At 57.9% G+C, this 15,797-nt stretch carries 13 protein-coding genes; 8 read left to right on the forward strand and 5 right to left on the reverse strand.

All coding sequences use genetic code 11. The features are described from left to right. Nucleotides 1–89: 89 nt before the first annotated feature. The 4 genes from purC (at nucleotide 90) to ypfH (ending at nucleotide 4,508) form a co-directional block, all read left to right on the forward strand. Nucleotides 90–803 carry a phosphoribosylaminoimidazolesuccinocarboxamide synthase gene (gene purC, locus AC27FC_RS16435; RefSeq protein WP_032659350.1) on the forward strand — a complete coding sequence of 238 codons (714 nt, stop codon included), beginning with the start codon at nucleotides 90–92 and terminating at the stop codon, nucleotides 801–803. A gap of 120 nt (nucleotides 804–923) precedes the next feature. Next, on the forward strand, nucleotides 924–1,793 hold the full coding sequence (gene ypfJ / locus AC27FC_RS16440; RefSeq protein WP_196354953.1) for a KPN_02809 family neutral zinc metallopeptidase: 870 nt from the start codon (nucleotides 924–926) through the stop codon (nucleotides 1,791–1,793). Next, complete coding sequence (locus tag AC27FC_RS16445) at nucleotides 1,793–3,739, forward strand: tRNA(Met) cytidine acetyltransferase TmcA (protein ID WP_196354952.1); 1,947 nt, start codon at nucleotides 1,793–1,795, stop codon at nucleotides 3,737–3,739. Before ypfJ ends, AC27FC_RS16445 begins: the two co-directional genes overlap by 1 nt. Nucleotides 3,740–3,812: 73 nt before the next feature. After that, nucleotides 3,813–4,508: an esterase gene (ypfH, locus tag AC27FC_RS16450; RefSeq protein ID WP_196354951.1), complete on the forward strand. Its 696-nt coding sequence runs from the start codon at nucleotides 3,813–3,815 to the stop codon at nucleotides 4,506–4,508. A gap of 78 nt (nucleotides 4,509–4,586) precedes the next feature. Here ypfH and AC27FC_RS16455 read toward each other — a convergent pair whose 3' ends face one another. The 3 genes from AC27FC_RS16455 to AC27FC_RS16465 are packed head-to-tail and all read right to left on the reverse strand — an operon-like array spanning nucleotide 4,587 to nucleotide 6,297. Further along, complete coding sequence (locus AC27FC_RS16455) at nucleotides 4,587–4,784, reverse strand: YpfN family protein (RefSeq protein WP_014171111.1); 198 nt, start codon at nucleotides 4,782–4,784, stop codon at nucleotides 4,587–4,589. Between the two features lie 24 nt (nucleotides 4,785–4,808). After that, nucleotides 4,809–5,936, reverse strand: coding sequence for a succinyl-diaminopimelate desuccinylase (gene dapE / locus AC27FC_RS16460; protein WP_039263709.1), 1,128 nt, complete (start codon nucleotides 5,934–5,936; stop codon nucleotides 4,809–4,811). Between the two features lie 10 nt (nucleotides 5,937–5,946). Then, nucleotides 5,947–6,297: an ArsC family reductase gene (locus AC27FC_RS16465; protein ID WP_033146164.1), complete on the reverse strand. Its 351-nt coding sequence runs from the start codon at nucleotides 6,295–6,297 to the stop codon at nucleotides 5,947–5,949. 387 nt (nucleotides 6,298–6,684) lie between these two features. Between AC27FC_RS16465 and ypfM the strand changes: the two genes are divergently transcribed. Then, a complete protein-coding gene (gene ypfM / locus AC27FC_RS16470; RefSeq protein ID WP_015572204.1) occupies nucleotides 6,685–6,744 on the forward strand; it encodes a protein YpfM in 60 nt (19 codons plus the stop codon). Nucleotides 6,745–6,853: 109 nt separating this feature from the next. Here ypfM and acrD read toward each other — a convergent pair whose 3' ends face one another. Further along, complete coding sequence (gene acrD / locus AC27FC_RS16475) at nucleotides 6,854–9,967, reverse strand: multidrug efflux RND transporter permease AcrD (protein ID WP_196354950.1); 3,114 nt, start codon at nucleotides 9,965–9,967, stop codon at nucleotides 6,854–6,856. A gap of 142 nt (nucleotides 9,968–10,109) precedes the next feature. Beyond that, nucleotides 10,110–11,804 (reverse strand): nitrate/nitrite two-component system sensor histidine kinase NarQ, encoded by a 1,695-nt coding sequence (narQ, locus tag AC27FC_RS16480; protein WP_487160245.1) that lies wholly within the window; start codon nucleotides 11,802–11,804, stop codon nucleotides 10,110–10,112. Between the two features lie 152 nt (nucleotides 11,805–11,956). On the opposite strand from narQ, the gene aegA reads away from it, so the two are divergent. From aegA to AC27FC_RS16495, 3 genes are all read left to right on the forward strand, one after another. Continuing rightward, on the forward strand, nucleotides 11,957–13,933 hold the full coding sequence (gene aegA, locus AC27FC_RS16485) for a formate-dependent uric acid utilization protein AegA (RefSeq protein ID WP_196354948.1): 1,977 nt from the start codon (nucleotides 11,957–11,959) through the stop codon (nucleotides 13,931–13,933). Between the two features lie 66 nt (nucleotides 13,934–13,999). Further along, nucleotides 14,000–14,593 carry a GDP-mannose pyrophosphatase NudK gene (nudK, locus tag AC27FC_RS16490; RefSeq protein WP_094934573.1) on the forward strand — a complete coding sequence of 198 codons (594 nt, stop codon included), beginning with the start codon at nucleotides 14,000–14,002 and terminating at the stop codon, nucleotides 14,591–14,593. 101 nt (nucleotides 14,594–14,694) lie between these two features. Then, the gene (locus AC27FC_RS16495; protein ID WP_094934572.1) at nucleotides 14,695–15,738 is read left to right on the forward strand and encodes a DUF1176 domain-containing protein; all 1,044 of its coding nucleotides are present in this window, start codon (nucleotides 14,695–14,697) and stop codon (nucleotides 15,736–15,738) included. Nucleotides 15,739–15,797 lie beyond the last annotated feature (59 nt).

The following is a 15,797-nucleotide window of genomic DNA, read 5'->3' on the forward strand; positions in this document are numbered from 1 at the left end:
AGCCCTTTTTATTTTAGTGCTACGCAAACGTGTGCGTGGCATAATATCCCCAGTTTTGAACACAAATCATCACACCAGGAGTAATGAAGATGCAGAAGCAAGCTGAGTTGTATCGTGGCAAAGCGAAGACCGTATACAGCACGGAAAACCCGGATCTGTTGGTGCTCGAGTTCCGCAATGATACGTCAGCAGGGGATGGCGCACGCATTGAGCAGTTCGATCGTAAAGGCATGGTGAACAACAAGTTCAACCACTTCATTATGACCAAACTGGCCGAAGCGGGCATCCCGACCCAGATGGAAGCGTTGCTGTCCGATACGGAATGTCTGGTGAAAAAACTGGATATGGTTCCGGTTGAGTGCGTTATTCGTAACCGTGCGGCGGGCTCCCTGGTGAAGCGTCTGGGCATTGAAGAAGGTATCGAACTGAATCCACCGCTGTTCGACCTGTTCCTGAAAAACGATGCCATGCACGACCCGATGGTCAACGAATCCTACTGCGAAACCTTCGGCTGGGTGAACCAGGAGAACCTGGCGCGCATGAAAGAGCTGACCTACAAAGCCAACGACGTGCTGAAAAAACTGTTTGATGACGCGGGCCTGATCCTCGTCGACTTCAAGCTGGAGTTTGGTCTGTTCAAAGGCGAAGTGGTGCTGGGCGATGAGTTCTCACCAGACGGTAGCCGCCTGTGGGATAAAGAAACCCTGGATAAAATGGACAAAGACCGTTTCCGTCAGAGCCTGGGTGGCCTGATTGAAGCGTACGAAGCGGTTGCTCACCGTTTAGGCGTTAAGCTCGACTAACTCCCTCACTTGCCAAAGGATGTTCCCATCCTTTGGCGTCTTACCTTTGTTTCCTATGGTAATCTTGCCGTTAACCGCCTACGATCATAGCTATTATAAATGGAATAGTTCGAGGTGGTTATGCGCTGGCAAGGGCGTCGTGAAAGTGACAATGTAGAAGACAGACGCAGTGATGGCGGCGGCGGTCCTTCAATGGGAGGACCAGGCTTCCGGTTACCCAGCGGCAAGGGCGGGATAATCCTGCTGATTGTCGTGCTGGTTGCGGGATATTACGGCGTTGACCTCACCGGGTTGATGACCGGTCAGCCGCTGCAGCAGCAGGAGCATTCTCAGCGCTCCATCAGCCCGAATGAAGATGAAGCGGCCAAATTTACCTCCGTTATTCTCGCCACAACAGAAGACACCTGGGGTCAGCTGTTTGAGAAGATGGGGCGTACCTACCAGCAGCCGAAGCTGGTGATGTACCGGGGGGCAACCCGCACCGGATGCGGTACCGGGCAATCTGTGATGGGGCCGTTCTACTGCCCGGCAGACGGCACCGTCTATATCGATCTCTCTTTTTACGATGACATGAAACGCAAGCTTGGCGCTGACGGTGATTTTGCCCAGGGCTACGTGATTGCGCATGAAGTCGGCCATCACGTGCAAAAACTGCTGGGAATTGAGCCCAAAGTGCGCCAGCTCCAGCAAAATGCGTCTCAGGCTGACGTGAACCGCCTTTCCGTTAAAATGGAGCTGCAGGCGGACTGCTTCGCGGGCGTCTGGGGCCACAGTATGCAGCAGCAGGGCGTGCTGGAATCCGGCGATCTTGAAGAGGCGTTAAATGCCGCTCAGGCTATTGGTGACGACCGTCTTCAGCAGCAGAGCCAGGGACGCGTCGTGCCGGACAGCTTCACTCACGGTACCTCACAGCAGCGCTATAGCTGGTTCAAACGCGGCTTCGACAGCGGCGATCCGGCGCAGTGTAATACCTTCGGCAAAACGATGTAATGCTGGAGTTTGAACAGCTGATAAGAGAGCTTGAGCGCACCGGCCATCGTCGGCTGGTGGTGCTCAGCGGTGAGGCGCAGTGGACGTTAACCCAGGCGCTGACCCTGCGTGACGCCTTGCCCGGAGACTGGGTAAGGCTTGACGAACACCCTTCAAAAGCCATCGGCGGCCTGCTGGGACGCGAGTACCGGCACGCCGTTTTTGACGCCAGCGCCGGGTTTGATGTCGCCGCATTTGCCGCCCTGAGCGGAACGCTGAGCGCCGGAAGCCTTCTGGTGCTGCGGGTTCCGCCGCTCGATGCGTGGCCCGGGTTGCCTGACAGCGATTCACTGCGCTGGAGCGACAGCGCCGAAGCGATAGCCACGCCGCATTTTGTCCACCATTTCTGCCGGACGATTGCCGCCGATCCCGACGCGATTGTCTGGCTTCAGGGCCGCGGGTTATCCCTTCCGCCTTTACCCGACGCGCCAGACTGGCAGCCTGCCAGCGGCGCCCCGCAGCGCGAGCAGGCTGAGATCCTGGATGTGCTGCAGGGGATGTCGGGTGGCATCGTGGCCGTCACCGCCGCGCGCGGGCGCGGAAAATCAGCCCTGGCGGGCATGCTGCTGAACCGCATTGCGGGCAGCGCCGTGGTTACCGCGCCGTCGAAGGGGGCGACGGATATCATCGCCCGCTTTGCCGGAGAGCGTTTTCATTTTATGGCCCCGGACGCGCTGCTTGCCTCTTCACACCGGGCTGACTGGCTGATTGTCGATGAAGCCGCTGCGATCCCCGGACCTCTGCTTGAAAAGCTAGTTGCCCGTTTCCCTCGCGTGCTGTTGACCACCACGGTGCAGGGATATGAGGGGACGGGCCGGGGATTCTTGCTTAAATTCTGCGGTCGGTTTGCCGGGCTGCAGCGCTACAGCTTATCTACACCGGTACGCTGGGCTGCGGGCTGCCCGCTTGAGCGGGTTGTTGCCAGCGCGCTGCTGTTTGACGATACGCTGATTGACCTACGCCCGGAAGGGGAGGTGCGTTTAACGTCCCTGACGCCGACGGCATGGGAAAGCCGCCCGGCGCTTGCAGCGAGCGTATACGAGCTCCTCTGCGCGGCGCATTATCGCACCTCGCCGCTCGATTTACGCCGCATGATGGACGCGCCCGGGCAGCAGTTTGCCGTTGCCGAAACGAATCCGGTTATCGCCGGGGCGCTCTGGCTGGTGGAGGAGGGCGGGCTCTCCCCTGAGCTTAGCCGCGCCGTATGGGCAGGATATCGGCGTCCGCGCGGTAACCTGGTGGCGCAGTCTCTGGCGGCGCACGGCGGCTCTCCGCTGGCGGCGACGCTCAGAGGACGACGGGTCACCCGCATTGCCGTACATCCTCACCGTCAGCGGGAAGGGATTGGCCAGGCGCTTGTTCGCGGCGCCAGCGGCGAAGACTATCTGTCGGTGAGCTTTGGCTATACCGATGGGCTGTGGCATTTCTGGCAGCAATGTGGGTTTGTGCTGGTGCGGATGGGCAGCCATCGTGAAGCCAGCAGCGGCTGCTACACCGCCATGGCGTTGCTGCCCCAGAGCGAGGCCGGGCGTCAGCTGTGCGAGCAGGCGCAGCGGCGTCTGAAGCGCGATGCGCGGGTGCTATCGGCCTGGAACGGTGAAAAGATCCCCGTGGAAGACGGCTGGGAAGCTACCCTTAATAATGACGACTGGCTGGAGCTGGCGGGGTTTGCTTTTGCTCATCGGGCGTTTTCAACCTCGGTTGCCGCACTGACGCGGCTGTTGTTAACCGTGGACATGCCGCTTCCGGCCCTGCGCGGGAAAATGGACGGAAAAACGGAAGGCGTCGGGCGAAAAGCGTTGCTGGCAACGTTGCGAAATGAAACCGCGCAAGCGATTGAAAGTCTTGATTATCTCCGTAGCCAGCAGTTGAAAGAAGACATTTTGCAATGGCAATTTTTTCAATGACTTCTTCAGTAAAGTGGCATGGTCATTCACGTCGGGAGGCGTAGAATCCAGGTCATCTATTAAGGAGACCACCATGAAACACGACCATTTTGTTGTTCAAAGCCCTGACAAACCGGCTAAACAGTTACTGCTTCTGTTTCATGGCGTTGGCGATAATGCCGTCAATATGGGTCAGATTGGCAGCTGGTTTGCGCCCGTTTTTCCGGAGGCATTGATTGTCAGCATCGGTGGCGTAGAGCCATGTGGTCCGAACGGGCGCCAGTGGTTCTCTGTTCAGAGCGTGACGGAAGAGAATCGTCAGGCTCGCATCGACGCCATCATGCCGACCTTTATCGACATCGTCCGCTACTGGCAGCAGCAGAGCGGCGTAGGTGCTGACGCGACCGCGCTGATTGGCTTCTCGCAGGGGTCAATCATGTCGCTGGAAAGCGTAAAAGCGCAGCCGGGTCTGACGTCACGCGTCATTGCGTTTAACGGCCGTTTTGCGACGTTACCGACAAGCGCGACCACGCAGACCACGATCCACCTGATCCACGGTGGTGAAGACCGGGTGATTGAGCTATCGCATGCGGTTGCCGCTCAGGAAGCGCTGATTCGCGAAGGTGGGGACGCGACGCTGGATATTGTTGACGATCTGGGCCACGCGATTGACGACCGTAGCATGCAGTTCGCGCTCGATCGTTTGCGCTATACCGTACCGAAGCACTACTTTGATGAAGCGCTCAGCGGCGGTAAGCCGGATAACGATGATATTGTAGAGTTTATGTGATTATTTCCCCTCACCTCTAAGGGGGAGGGAACATGGCTCCCCTCGCCCCTCTGGGGAGAGGGGCTGGGGGTGAGGGGATTACTTCTTCTGGTCCTTCTTCGGCCAGTCGTCGTCATCGTCCCACTTGTCGTTAAAATCACGGTGCGGGGGAAGATCCGGTTTGTTGGCGAGAAATTTTTTATGGTCAACGCGCTTAAGATCTTTAATCACGTTCAGCAGTACGCCGACCAGAAAAACTAACACCAGAATCCACCAGTACTTTGAAAGCCAATCCATTCGCTATTCCTCTCAGAGCGTTCGTCAGGCGACGAGTTGCTCCATAATTCGTTGATACATACGGGCCAGCAGTTGCAAATCTGCCGCATTGACACACTCATTGATTTTATGAATGGTTGCGTTCACTGGACCCAGTTCGACAACCTGGGCACCCATACGGGCGATAAAGCGCCCGTCTGAGGTGCCACCCGTTGTCAGCAGCTGTGGCTTAATTTCATTATAGTGCTCGATGGCGTTCACCACCGCATCCACCAGCTTACCGCGCTGCGTCAGGAACGGCTGGCCGGAAAGCCACCACTCCACGGTGTAGCGCAGGTGATATTTTTCCAGCAGCGCGATAACGCGCGCCTTGATCATCTCATCGGTCAGTTCGGTGCTGAAGCGGAAGTTAAACTGGACGAAGTAATCACCCGGGATCACGTTGTTGCTGCCGGTCCCGGCCTTGACGTTCGCGATCTGCATGCTGGTTGGCGGGAAGAATTCGTTGCCTTTATCCCACTCGATGCCCACCAGCTCGCTCAGCATCGGCGCAGCGCGATGGACCGGGTTATCGGCCAGATGCGGGTATGCAACGTGCCCCTGAACGCCGTGAATGGTCAGGTTACAGGTCAGCGAGCCGCGGCGCCCATTTTTGACAACATCACCCACCACTTCGGTACTGGACGGCTCACCGACCAGGCAGTAGTCGAGACGCTCGTTACGCGCCATCAGTGCTTCAACAACCTTCACGGTGCCGTTATGGGCGCTGGCTTCTTCGTCGGAGGTGATTAAAAACGCCAGACGGTTTTTGTGGTTTGGATGCTGAGCCACAAAGCGCTCTGCCGCCACGACCATCGCCGCCAGGGAGCCTTTCATGTCTGCCGCGCCGCGACCAAACAGCATGCCGTCGCGGATGGTCGGCTCAAACGGCGGGTTAATCCAGCGATCCGCGTCACCGGCGGGAACGACGTCAGTATGCCCGGCAAAGGCCAGCGTTTCGCCCTGTCCGCGCCACGCCCAGAAGTTCTGAGTATCGCCAAAATCCATGCGTTCAACGGTAAAACCGATGGCACGCAGGCGCTCAATCATAAGTGCCTGACAACCTGCGTCGTCCGGGCTAAGGGAAGGACGGCGAATAAGCTGCTGAGTCAGCTCAATGACCGGGCATGACATAAACTACACCTCAACGAAAAAAGTCGGAATAAAGGGTTTCACTGAAACCCAGCAGCATAGGCTGCCCTGGCGCGCAGAGCAATGGGCGTTTGATAATTGCCGGCATGTCGAGCATCAGTTTTGCCGCGCTGTCGGCGTTGTTGATGCTGGCGCGCAGAGATTCGTCCAGCTTACGCCAGGTGGTGCCGCGGGTGTTCAGCAGGGCTTCCCACCCCAGCTCGCCGATCGCGCTATGCAGAAATTCTGCATCAAGCCCGTCGGCACGGTAATCGTGGAAGCGATACTCCACGCCGTTTGCTTCCAGCCAGCGGCGGGCTTTTTTGATGGTGTCGCAATTTTTAATGCCGTACATCACAACCATGGTGAATCCTTTTGACCTAATGATGATTAAACGTTCAGTAAATTCGAAGATGTATCCTTAAGTGGAATATAACACATTCAGGAATCGTCTGGATTTACGCGTCTTCTTAATTCAACTCACATCTGTACGCTGAATATTCTTTCACCCTTTAAGCATAGATGTCCATAAAGTTTAAATTTCGAATAAACTCAGCGGGTAAAATAAAACTCACCCGTTCGGAGGGTTATTTCAAAATATTGCCAGCCGTCACAAAAAATTGAGGCCTCTCCGTTCATATTTATCATAAATCCCCGCAGGACGTGGGGTACAATCACAGCAATTGGTTAAATAGTCTTCACAATGATGGTCCGTTTTTGTAGAATGCGCATAATAATAAGAGAGGTTGTTATGATTGAACGTGAACTGGGGAACTGGAAAGATTTTATCGAAGGCATGCTTCGTAAATGACATTCAGTAAGAATTGCAAGAGCACTAAAATAAGTAAAATAACCATAGTGTGAATTAATCACACAATAAAAAGGCGGCCGATAAAGCCGCCTTTTTTTATTTCAATCACTTACTCAGCGCGTTCCTTTAGCGGGAAGCGACGACGGACCAGCACAAAGAACAACGGCACGAAGTAAATGGCCAGGATGGTTGCCGAAATCATGCCGCCCATCACTCCCGTCCCGACGGCATGCTGGCTGCTGGAGCCTGCGCCCGTACTGGTTGCCATCGGCAGTACGCCAAAGACAAACGCCAGCGACGTCATCAGGATCGGGCGTAAGCGCTGACGGCAGGCGTGCAGCGTGGCGGCCATCAGCTCGTGGCCTTTGGCATTCATCTCGTTGGCAAATTCAACGATCAGAATGGCGTTTTTCGCCGATAGCCCAATCACGGTGAGCAGACCCACCTGGAAGTAAACATCGTTCTCGAGGCCGCTCATCCAGGTCGCCAGCAGCGCACCGATGACGCCAAGCGGCACGACCAGCATGACCGAGAACGGTACCGACCAGCTTTCATACAGTGCGGCTAGGCAGAGGAAGACCACCAGCAGAGAGAGCGCGTAAAGTGCGGGAGCCTGTGCCCCGGAGAGACGCTCCTGGTAGGACATGGCCGTCCACTCCAGACCAAAACCGGCGGGCAGCTGTTGAACCAGTTTTTCCATGGTATCCATAGCGGTACCGGTACTGACGCCCGGCGCGGCTTCCCCGACGATTTCAACCGCAGAATAGCCGTTATAGCGCTCCAGACGCGGCGAACCGCTCTCCCAGTGCGAGGTGGCAAACGCGGAGAACGGCACCATGCCGCCAGCGTTATTCCTGACAAACCAGCGGTTTATATCATCCGGCAGCATGCGGAACGGCGCGGCGGACTGGACATACACTTTTTTCACGCGGCCGCGATCCATAAAGTCATTCACATAGCTCGAGCCCCACGCCGTCTGCAGGGTATCGTTGATATCGTTGATCGACACGCCCAGCGCCTGCGCCTTACGCTGATCGATATCCACCTGGAGCTGCGGGCTGTCGTCAAGACCGTTATGGCGAACGCGGGTCAGGCCAGGATCGTTGCCCGCCAGCGCTAACAGCTTATCGCGTGCCGCCATCAGCGCCGTGTGGCCCGCGCCGGCGTGATCCTGCAGTTCCATATCAAACCCGGCGGAACTGCCCAGACCGCTTATCGCCGGCGGGCTGCTGGCGAAGACGCGCGCCTCTTTAATATGCGCAAAGGCTTTGGTCGCACGTTCAATAATGGCAAATGACGTTCCGGTTTTGGTATCGCGCTCGTCCCAGTCCTTCAGGCGGACGAACATGCGGGCGACGTTCTGCCCGTTTCCGCCCGGGCCAGAGCCCACGGTGGAGAAGACCGACACAACGTTATCTTTCTCTTTGGTGAAGAAGTACTGCTCCACTTTCTGGACCACTTTCAGCGTCTGCTGCTGCGTTGCGCCGCTCGGGAGCTGCACCGAGGTGGTGAACATGCCCCGGTCTTCCATCGGCAGGAACGAGGTGGGGAGATGCATAAACAGCCAGACCATGCCGCCCAGCAGCATAACGTAAATCATCATCCAGCGCAGGCTGCGATGGAGCACGCCACCGACGGCAGATTCATACCGCGCGGCATTGCGGTTGAACATCCGGTTAAACCAACCGAAGAACCCTTTTTGCCCGTGCTGCTCCCCTTTGTGCAGCGGTTTCAGAATGGTGGCGCACAGCGCAGGGGTGAGGATCAGCGCCACCAGCACGGAGAGCACCATCGCCGAGACGATGGTTATTGAGAACTGACGGTAAATCGCCCCGGTGGTGCCGCCAAAGAAGGCCATCGGGATAAAGACGGCCGACAGCACCATCGCGATACCGACCAGCGCCCCCTGAATTTGCCCCATGGATTTGCGCGTCGCCTGGCGCGGGGAGAGTCCTTCTTCGCTCATGATGCGTTCGACGTTTTCAACCACCACGATGGCATCATCCACCAGAAGGCCAATCGCCAGCACCATCGCAAACATCGTCAGGGTGTTAATGCTGTACCCGAACGCGTAAAGCACCGCAAAGGTCCCCAGCAGCACCACGGGGACGGCAATGGTTGGGATCAGCGTCGCGCGGAAGTTTTGCAGGAACAGGTACATCACCAGGAATACCAGCGCGATGGCTTCCAGCAGGGTCTTCACCACGTCCTCGATCGACGCTTTAACGAAGGAGGTGGTTTCATAGGCGACTTTGTACTCCAGCCCGTGCGGGAAATACTGTGAAAGTTCGTCCAGACGGTCTAACACCAGTTTTGCCGTGGCCATTTCGTTTGCGCCGGACGCAAGCTTTATCCCCAGACCGGAGGCCTGATTGCCGTTAAAGCGGCTCAGGTAGTCATATTTTTCCGCCCCCATTTCCACCGTGGCGACATCGCCCAGACGCACTTCCGACCCATCCTGATTCACGCGCAGGGTGATGTTGCGGAACTGGTCCGGCGTCTGCAGCAGGGATTGCGAATTGATGGTGGCGTTCAGGGCCTGCTTATCGACGGACGGCGTTCCCCCCAGCTGCCCCACCGCAATCTGGGCGTTCTGGGCCTTGATGGCATTCGTCACGTCGGTTGCCGTCATCTGGACGCTGTTTAGCTTGTTGGGATCGAGCCAGATGCGCATGGAGTACTGTGAGCCGTAGGCGTCGATATCCCCGACGCCGTTGATACGGCTGATGGGATCCTGAATATTACTGGCGACGTAGTCCGCAATGTCCTGTTTATCCATCGAGCCATCTGTCGAGACAAACGCGATGGTTAAAATGTTGGTATCACCGGTTTTACGCACGGTCACGCCCTGATTCTGCACCGCCTGGGGCAGCTTGCGCATGGCCGACTGCAGCTGGTTTTGCACCTGCTGCACCGCTTCGTCCGGGTCCGTGCCCGCCTTAAAGCTCAGGGTAACCGTCGCCTGGCCCGTGGCGCTACTTTGTGAGGACATGTACATCAGGTTATCCAGACCCGTCATGTTCTGCTCGATAACCTGCGTCACGGTGTTTTCCAGCGTTTGTGCGGAAGCGCCGGGGTAGTTTGCCGTTACGCGCACGTTAGGCGGTGCCAGATCGGGGTATTGCTCAACAGGAAGTGAAGTAATCGCCAGGACACCTGTCAGACACAACAGGATGGCAAGCACCCAGGCAAAAATGGGGCGATCGATGAAAAAATTCGCCATGAAAGAGTGACCTCGTTTTGCTGCACGTCATTATTGTTTATTGCCCGCATAACTTTAGCGGTAAGGCTCAGGCCAAACGTGGAGAAATAAAGGAGATAATGTAAATTATCATGCGCTTTTTCCTGCGCGTCCTCCTTTACCGTTATTTACCCGTTAACGGCGCGGGCGCCGGGAACGTCACGCTGACCAGCGTGCCGCCGTTTTGCGGCTGCGAGAAGTGCAGCATCCCGCCGAGCCGCTGCACGCGTTCGCGCATAATGTTCAGGCCGTAGTGTCCCGGCGGCTCGCTGGCTTCGCCAATCCCGATGCCGTTATCACGAATCCTGACGCTGTGCGTACCGTCCACGGCGGTCACGCAGCTGACGGTGATCTCGCTGGCCTGAGCGTGCTTAATGGCGTTCAGCACGGCCTCACGCACGATCTGCAGCAAATGCACCTGCTTTTGCGCGTCCAGCGCCAGCGAGGAGAGGCGGCAGTCTAAATGCAGCTTCGCCTGCGTCTGGCTCTGAAGGACGTCGAGGGACTCCTGCAGCGCCGCGGGTAAGTTTGCGTGGTTGAGCGTCAGGCGGAAGGTGGTGAGCAGCTCGCGAAGCTGCTGCCAGGCATTGTTCAGCTCGCGGGAGAAGTCGGTGATGATGGTCTGCGCCCGGGTATTTTCCTCGGGCACGGCGCGTTTGAGTAGCGCAAGCTGAATGCGCAGATACGACAGCACCTGCGCCAGCGAATCGTGCAGCTCGCGGGCAATGGTGGCGCGCTCTTCCATCAGCAGCAGCTGCTGGTAATGTTTTTGCGCCTGGTTAAAGTACAGCCCGCGCCCGAGCATGGTCGCCACGCTTCTCATCAGCGGAAGGGGAACGCTGTCCGTCTCGCTTTGCCAGCGCAGCTCGCCGTAAAGGGTGTCCTGCATCAGTACCGGCAGGTGCTGCAAAGGAATGCCATGTGACTCCGTCCCTTCAGACAGCCGCCAGTCGTCGCTGGTGCGCAGTTCGAGATAATTCATTTGCGTATAGTCATGGACAATCTGCAGGATATGCCGAAAGCAGTGGCTGTCTATCTGGCCGGTATTCAGCGCCTGAGAGCATTTGAACAGCATGTCGAGCTGCTGGTGGGCTTCATGCAGATGCCGAGTCTTTTCCGCGACCGAGGCTTCGAGCGAACGGTAAAGCGTAGCCAGCTCGGCGGACATGTGGTTGAAGGCGCGGGAGAGTTGGCCCAGCTCGTTCGGCAGGGCGGTATCCGGCGCCGGGGTTGTAAATTCGCCACGCTCAACCCGTTCGCTGGCCGCCACCAGATTGTTAAGCGGCAACACCACCTGGCGACGGATGCGTCGCAGGGTAAACAGCGTCAGGAGCAGGATCCCGAGAGCGCCCGCCAGCGAGAGCAGGGTCACCGTCTGGATTTTATGTTCGGTGTAGTGCTGAAGGGCGAGCACAAAGGCATCAATACGGCCGACAAAATCCTCAATGTGGGTTTGATACCACGCGCTGTCGCCGCGGGCGATGCGCGCATCCATCTCCAGCCAGGCCACGTGCAGCTGCTGGTAGCGCGCTTTAACATTGTCCGGGACGTACCAGCGGTTCAGCTTCTGCAGGGCAGGCGCGCTCAGCGTCCGTTGCCAGCTGTCGCGATGCGCGGCAAGGGCAGGGCTGTTGCGCTGCATCTCGTAGCCCAGACGATAGCTCTGCATGCGCAGCGAACCCGCGATATTAATGGCTTCGGCGTCACGCTGGCTGCTGGCTAGCGTCAGCAGCGCGACGGTGCTGGTCAGCACGGATAAGGCAATTATCGAAAAGAAAGCCCAGGCAAGGCTTCCGGAAACGGGTCGTTTAACGGTCACAGAACGGCTCTCTGAATAAAATTGATCTGCTACAGGTTCACTGTAAATAATTCGGCATTCCGGGCATTTGAACATTGCCCGATCGCGCCGTGATGCGTAAATACCATATTCATACAAAGAATAAGGTTATTGAACCAAAAACAGGTGTGGTTATGAATCGTTTTATTATGGCTAACAGCCAGCAGTGCATCGGGTGTCGCGCCTGCGAAGTGGCCTGCGTGATGGCGCACAACGATGAGCAGCACGTCCTGAGCGAGCGCCATTTTCATCCCCGCATTACGGTCCTGCGAGCCGGCGAGAAGAGTAGCCCCGTCACCTGTCATCACTGTGAAAACGCGCCCTGCGCGCAAAGCTGTCCGAACGGCGCCATCAGCAAATGCGATGACAGCGTACAGGTGAATCAACAAAAATGCATCGGCTGTAAGGCCTGCGTGGTGGCCTGCCCGTTTGGCACGATGGAGATTATCGTCACCCCGCTCGACAGCGGCGGCGTGAAGGCCTCGGCGAATAAATGCGATCTCTGTCTGACGCGGCTACACGGCCCGGCCTGTATCGAAAATTGCCCGGCAGATGTCCTCTCACTGGCGACGCCTGCTGTCCTTGATACTCTGGCGAAATCGCGCCGCCAGCGCACGGCCTGCCTGGAAGCGCAGCCCTGGCATGCGGAAGCCGTCAGAGAGGACGCTTCGCGCACCAAACTGCATCAGATGCAAACAACCCCGCCACGCGGCGAGCCCGACAAGCTGGCTGCCGCAGAACGCGTGGGCCATTTTAACGAAATTTACCTGCCGTTCCGGGACGAGCAGGCCGCCCGCGAGGCGTCGCGCTGCCTGAAATGCGGAGAGCACAGCATTTGCGAATGGACCTGCCCGCTGCATAACCACATCCCGCAGTGGATCGAGCGCCTCAACGCGGGGGATATCGCCGGCGCGGTCGAGCTTTCACATCAGACCAACTGTTTACCTGAAATTACCGGCCGCGTCTGTCCGCAGGACCGATTATGCGAGGGTGCCTGCACAATACGTGAAGAGGCGGGATCCGTGACCATCGGTAACATTGAGCGCTATATCTCCGATCGGGCGCTGGCGATGGGCTGGCGGCCAGATATGTCCGCCGTCACGCCGACAGGTAAACGTGTCGCGATCGTCGGCGCGGGGCCCGCCGGGCTGGCGTGCGCCGACGTGCTGGCGCGCAGCGGCGCGAGTGTGACGGTCTATGACCGGCATCCGGAAATTGGCGGATTGCTGACCTTTGGCATCCCGGCATTCAAGCTGGACAAATCGCTGCTCGCGCGGCGCAGAGAGATATTTACCGCGATGGGGATCCGCTTCGAGCTGAACTGCGAGGTGGGCCAGGACGTGTCGATGTCGCAGTTAAAGCACGAGTACGACGCCCTGTTTATTGGCGTGGGAACCTATCGCTCGATGAAGGCGGGTATCCCGCATGAAGACGCGCCTGGGGTCTATGACGCGCTGCCTTTCCTTGTAGGTAACACGCGCCATGTTATGGGGCTGGAGTCGACGGCCAGCGAACCGTTTATTGATACCCAGGGCTTAAACGTGGTGGTGCTTGGCGGGGGCGATACCGCGATGGACTGCGTCCGCACCGCGTTACGCCACGGCGCGGCGAAGGTGACCTGCGCCTATCGTCGGGATGAGGCCAATATGCCTGGCTCGAAGAAAGAGGTGAAGAACGCCCGAGAAGAGGGCGCGGCGTTTGAATTTAACGTCCAGCCGGTTGAGCTGACGCTGGATCCGAACGGTAAGGTCAGCGGTATCCGGATGCTGCGTACCGAGCTCGGTGAACCGGACGCGCAGGGACGGCGTCGACCGGTTCCGGTAGCGGGCAGTGAGTTCGTGATGGCGGCTGATGCGGTCATCATGGCGTTTGGTTTTAACCCGCACGCGATGCCGTGGCTGCAGGCGCAGGGTGTCGAAACGGACGACCGGGGGCGGATCGTTGCCTCCGTCGAGAGCCGCTACCGTTACCAGACGACTAACCCACAGATCTTCGCCGGGGGCGATGCGGTACGCGGCGCGGATCTGGTGGTGACCGCAATGGCGGAAGGGCGTCATGCGGCGCAGGGGATACTCGACTGGCTTGGGGTTAACGCGCCAAATCATCATTAAACCGGCGGGCGACAAAGCGGGATTCACGGCGTAGTATAAGACGACTCATTGTGTTGTGGAGCCCGTATGACCTTGAAAATTGACGTTATCAAAGACAAAATTCTCTCTGAAAACTACTTTGTCCTGCGTAACATCACCTATGATCTTACGCGTAACAACGGTGAGGTGATCCGCCACAAACGCGAGGTTTACGACCGTGGCAACGGGGCAACCATTCTGCTCTATAACCGTGAAAAGCAGAGCGTGGTGCTGATCCGTCAGTTCAGGGTGGCGACATGGGTTAATGGCAACCCTGACGGACGTCTGATTGAAACCTGCGCGGGCCTGCTCGATGATGATGAGCCGGAAGTTTGTATCCGCAAAGAGGCCGTGGAAGAGACCGGCTTCGAAGTGGGCGAGGTCAAAAAGGTCTTCGAGCTGTTTATGTCGCCGGGCGGCGTAACGGAAATTGTGCATTTCTTCATTGCGGAATACAGCGACGCGCAGCGCACTCACCGGGGCGGTGGCGTGGAGGATGAAGATATCGAAGTGCTGGAGCTTCCTTTTGCCCGGGCGCTGGAGATGATGCGTTCAGGCGAAATCAGGGATGGTAAGGCGGTGATATTACTGCAGTATTTACAGACAACCGGGCTGATGAGCACCACTTTCGAACGGATATAGCCTGTTTTTCGGGTATATCTGATAAATCCGATTGAGCAACCCCGGCGGGAACACGAAGATACTGCCCAGTTAAGCGTTTTCGTTCCGGGATTGTGTCATTCATGCGCTACAGCGTCTTTTTGTTTTACCTGTTTTGTGTGCTCCTCGCGCCGCAGGTGCGGGCTGCACCTGCCCAGCAAGCCTTCTCCGACTGGCAGGTAACCTGCAATAACCAGAATTTTTGCCTCGCACGCAACACGGGTGAACACCGTGGTCTGGTCATGACGCTCACCCGTAGCGCCGGGGCGAAAACGGACGCCACGCTGCGTATCGATCTCGGCGGCCTTGATACGCCCTCGGTAAAAGAGCCAGAGATTGCCCCCCGGCTGCTGCTGGATAACGTTCCCCTGAAGCTGGACAAACAGCGCTGGCAGCTCACGCCCTGGCATCTTAAAACGGACGATGCGGCTACCATCACCGCCTTTCTGAAAAACATCCAGGAAGGGAAGGCCCTGACCCTGCGCGACGGTAAGCAGGTTATTTCACTGACCGGGCTTAAGGCCGCGCTGCTGTTCATTGATGCGCAGCAAAAGCGCGTCGGCAGTGAAACCGCGTGGATCAAGAAAGGTGACGATCCGCCGTTAAGCGTTCCGCCTGCTCCTGCCCTTAAAAAGGTGGCGGTCGTCAACCCGACCCCGACGCCGCTCTCCCACGCCGAACTGAACGACCTGCTGGACTATGGTACCGGGCGGATGAACGCAAGCCAGTGCTCGCTGGATCCTAACCGTCGGGAAGTGCGCGTCACCGCGTTAACCGATGACAAAGCGCTGCTGATCGTCAGCTGCGAGGCGGGGGCCTATAACACGGTCGATCTGGCGTGGCTGGTATCGCGTAAAAAACCGTTCACCGCGCGCAGCGTCAGGCTGCGTCTGCCGTTTACGCCATCAGGCGACGGGAGCGAAATGGAGTTGATGAACGCCAGCTTCGATGAAAAGACGCGCGAGCTGACAACGCTCGCGCTGGGGCGCGGTTTGGGCGATTGCGGGATCCAGACGCGCTGGCGTTTTGACGGCCAGCGCTTCCGCCTGGTGCGCTACGCCGAGGAGCCCAGCTGCGACAGCTGGAACGGGCCAGATGCCTGGCCCACGCTGTGGATCACGCGGTAGTTTTATGCCGGGTGGCGCTGTTGCTTACCCGGCCTACGGTTTGGCGGTTTTAGTAGGCC

Source organism: Enterobacter sp. C3_dUdeg, from assembly GCF_057536195.1.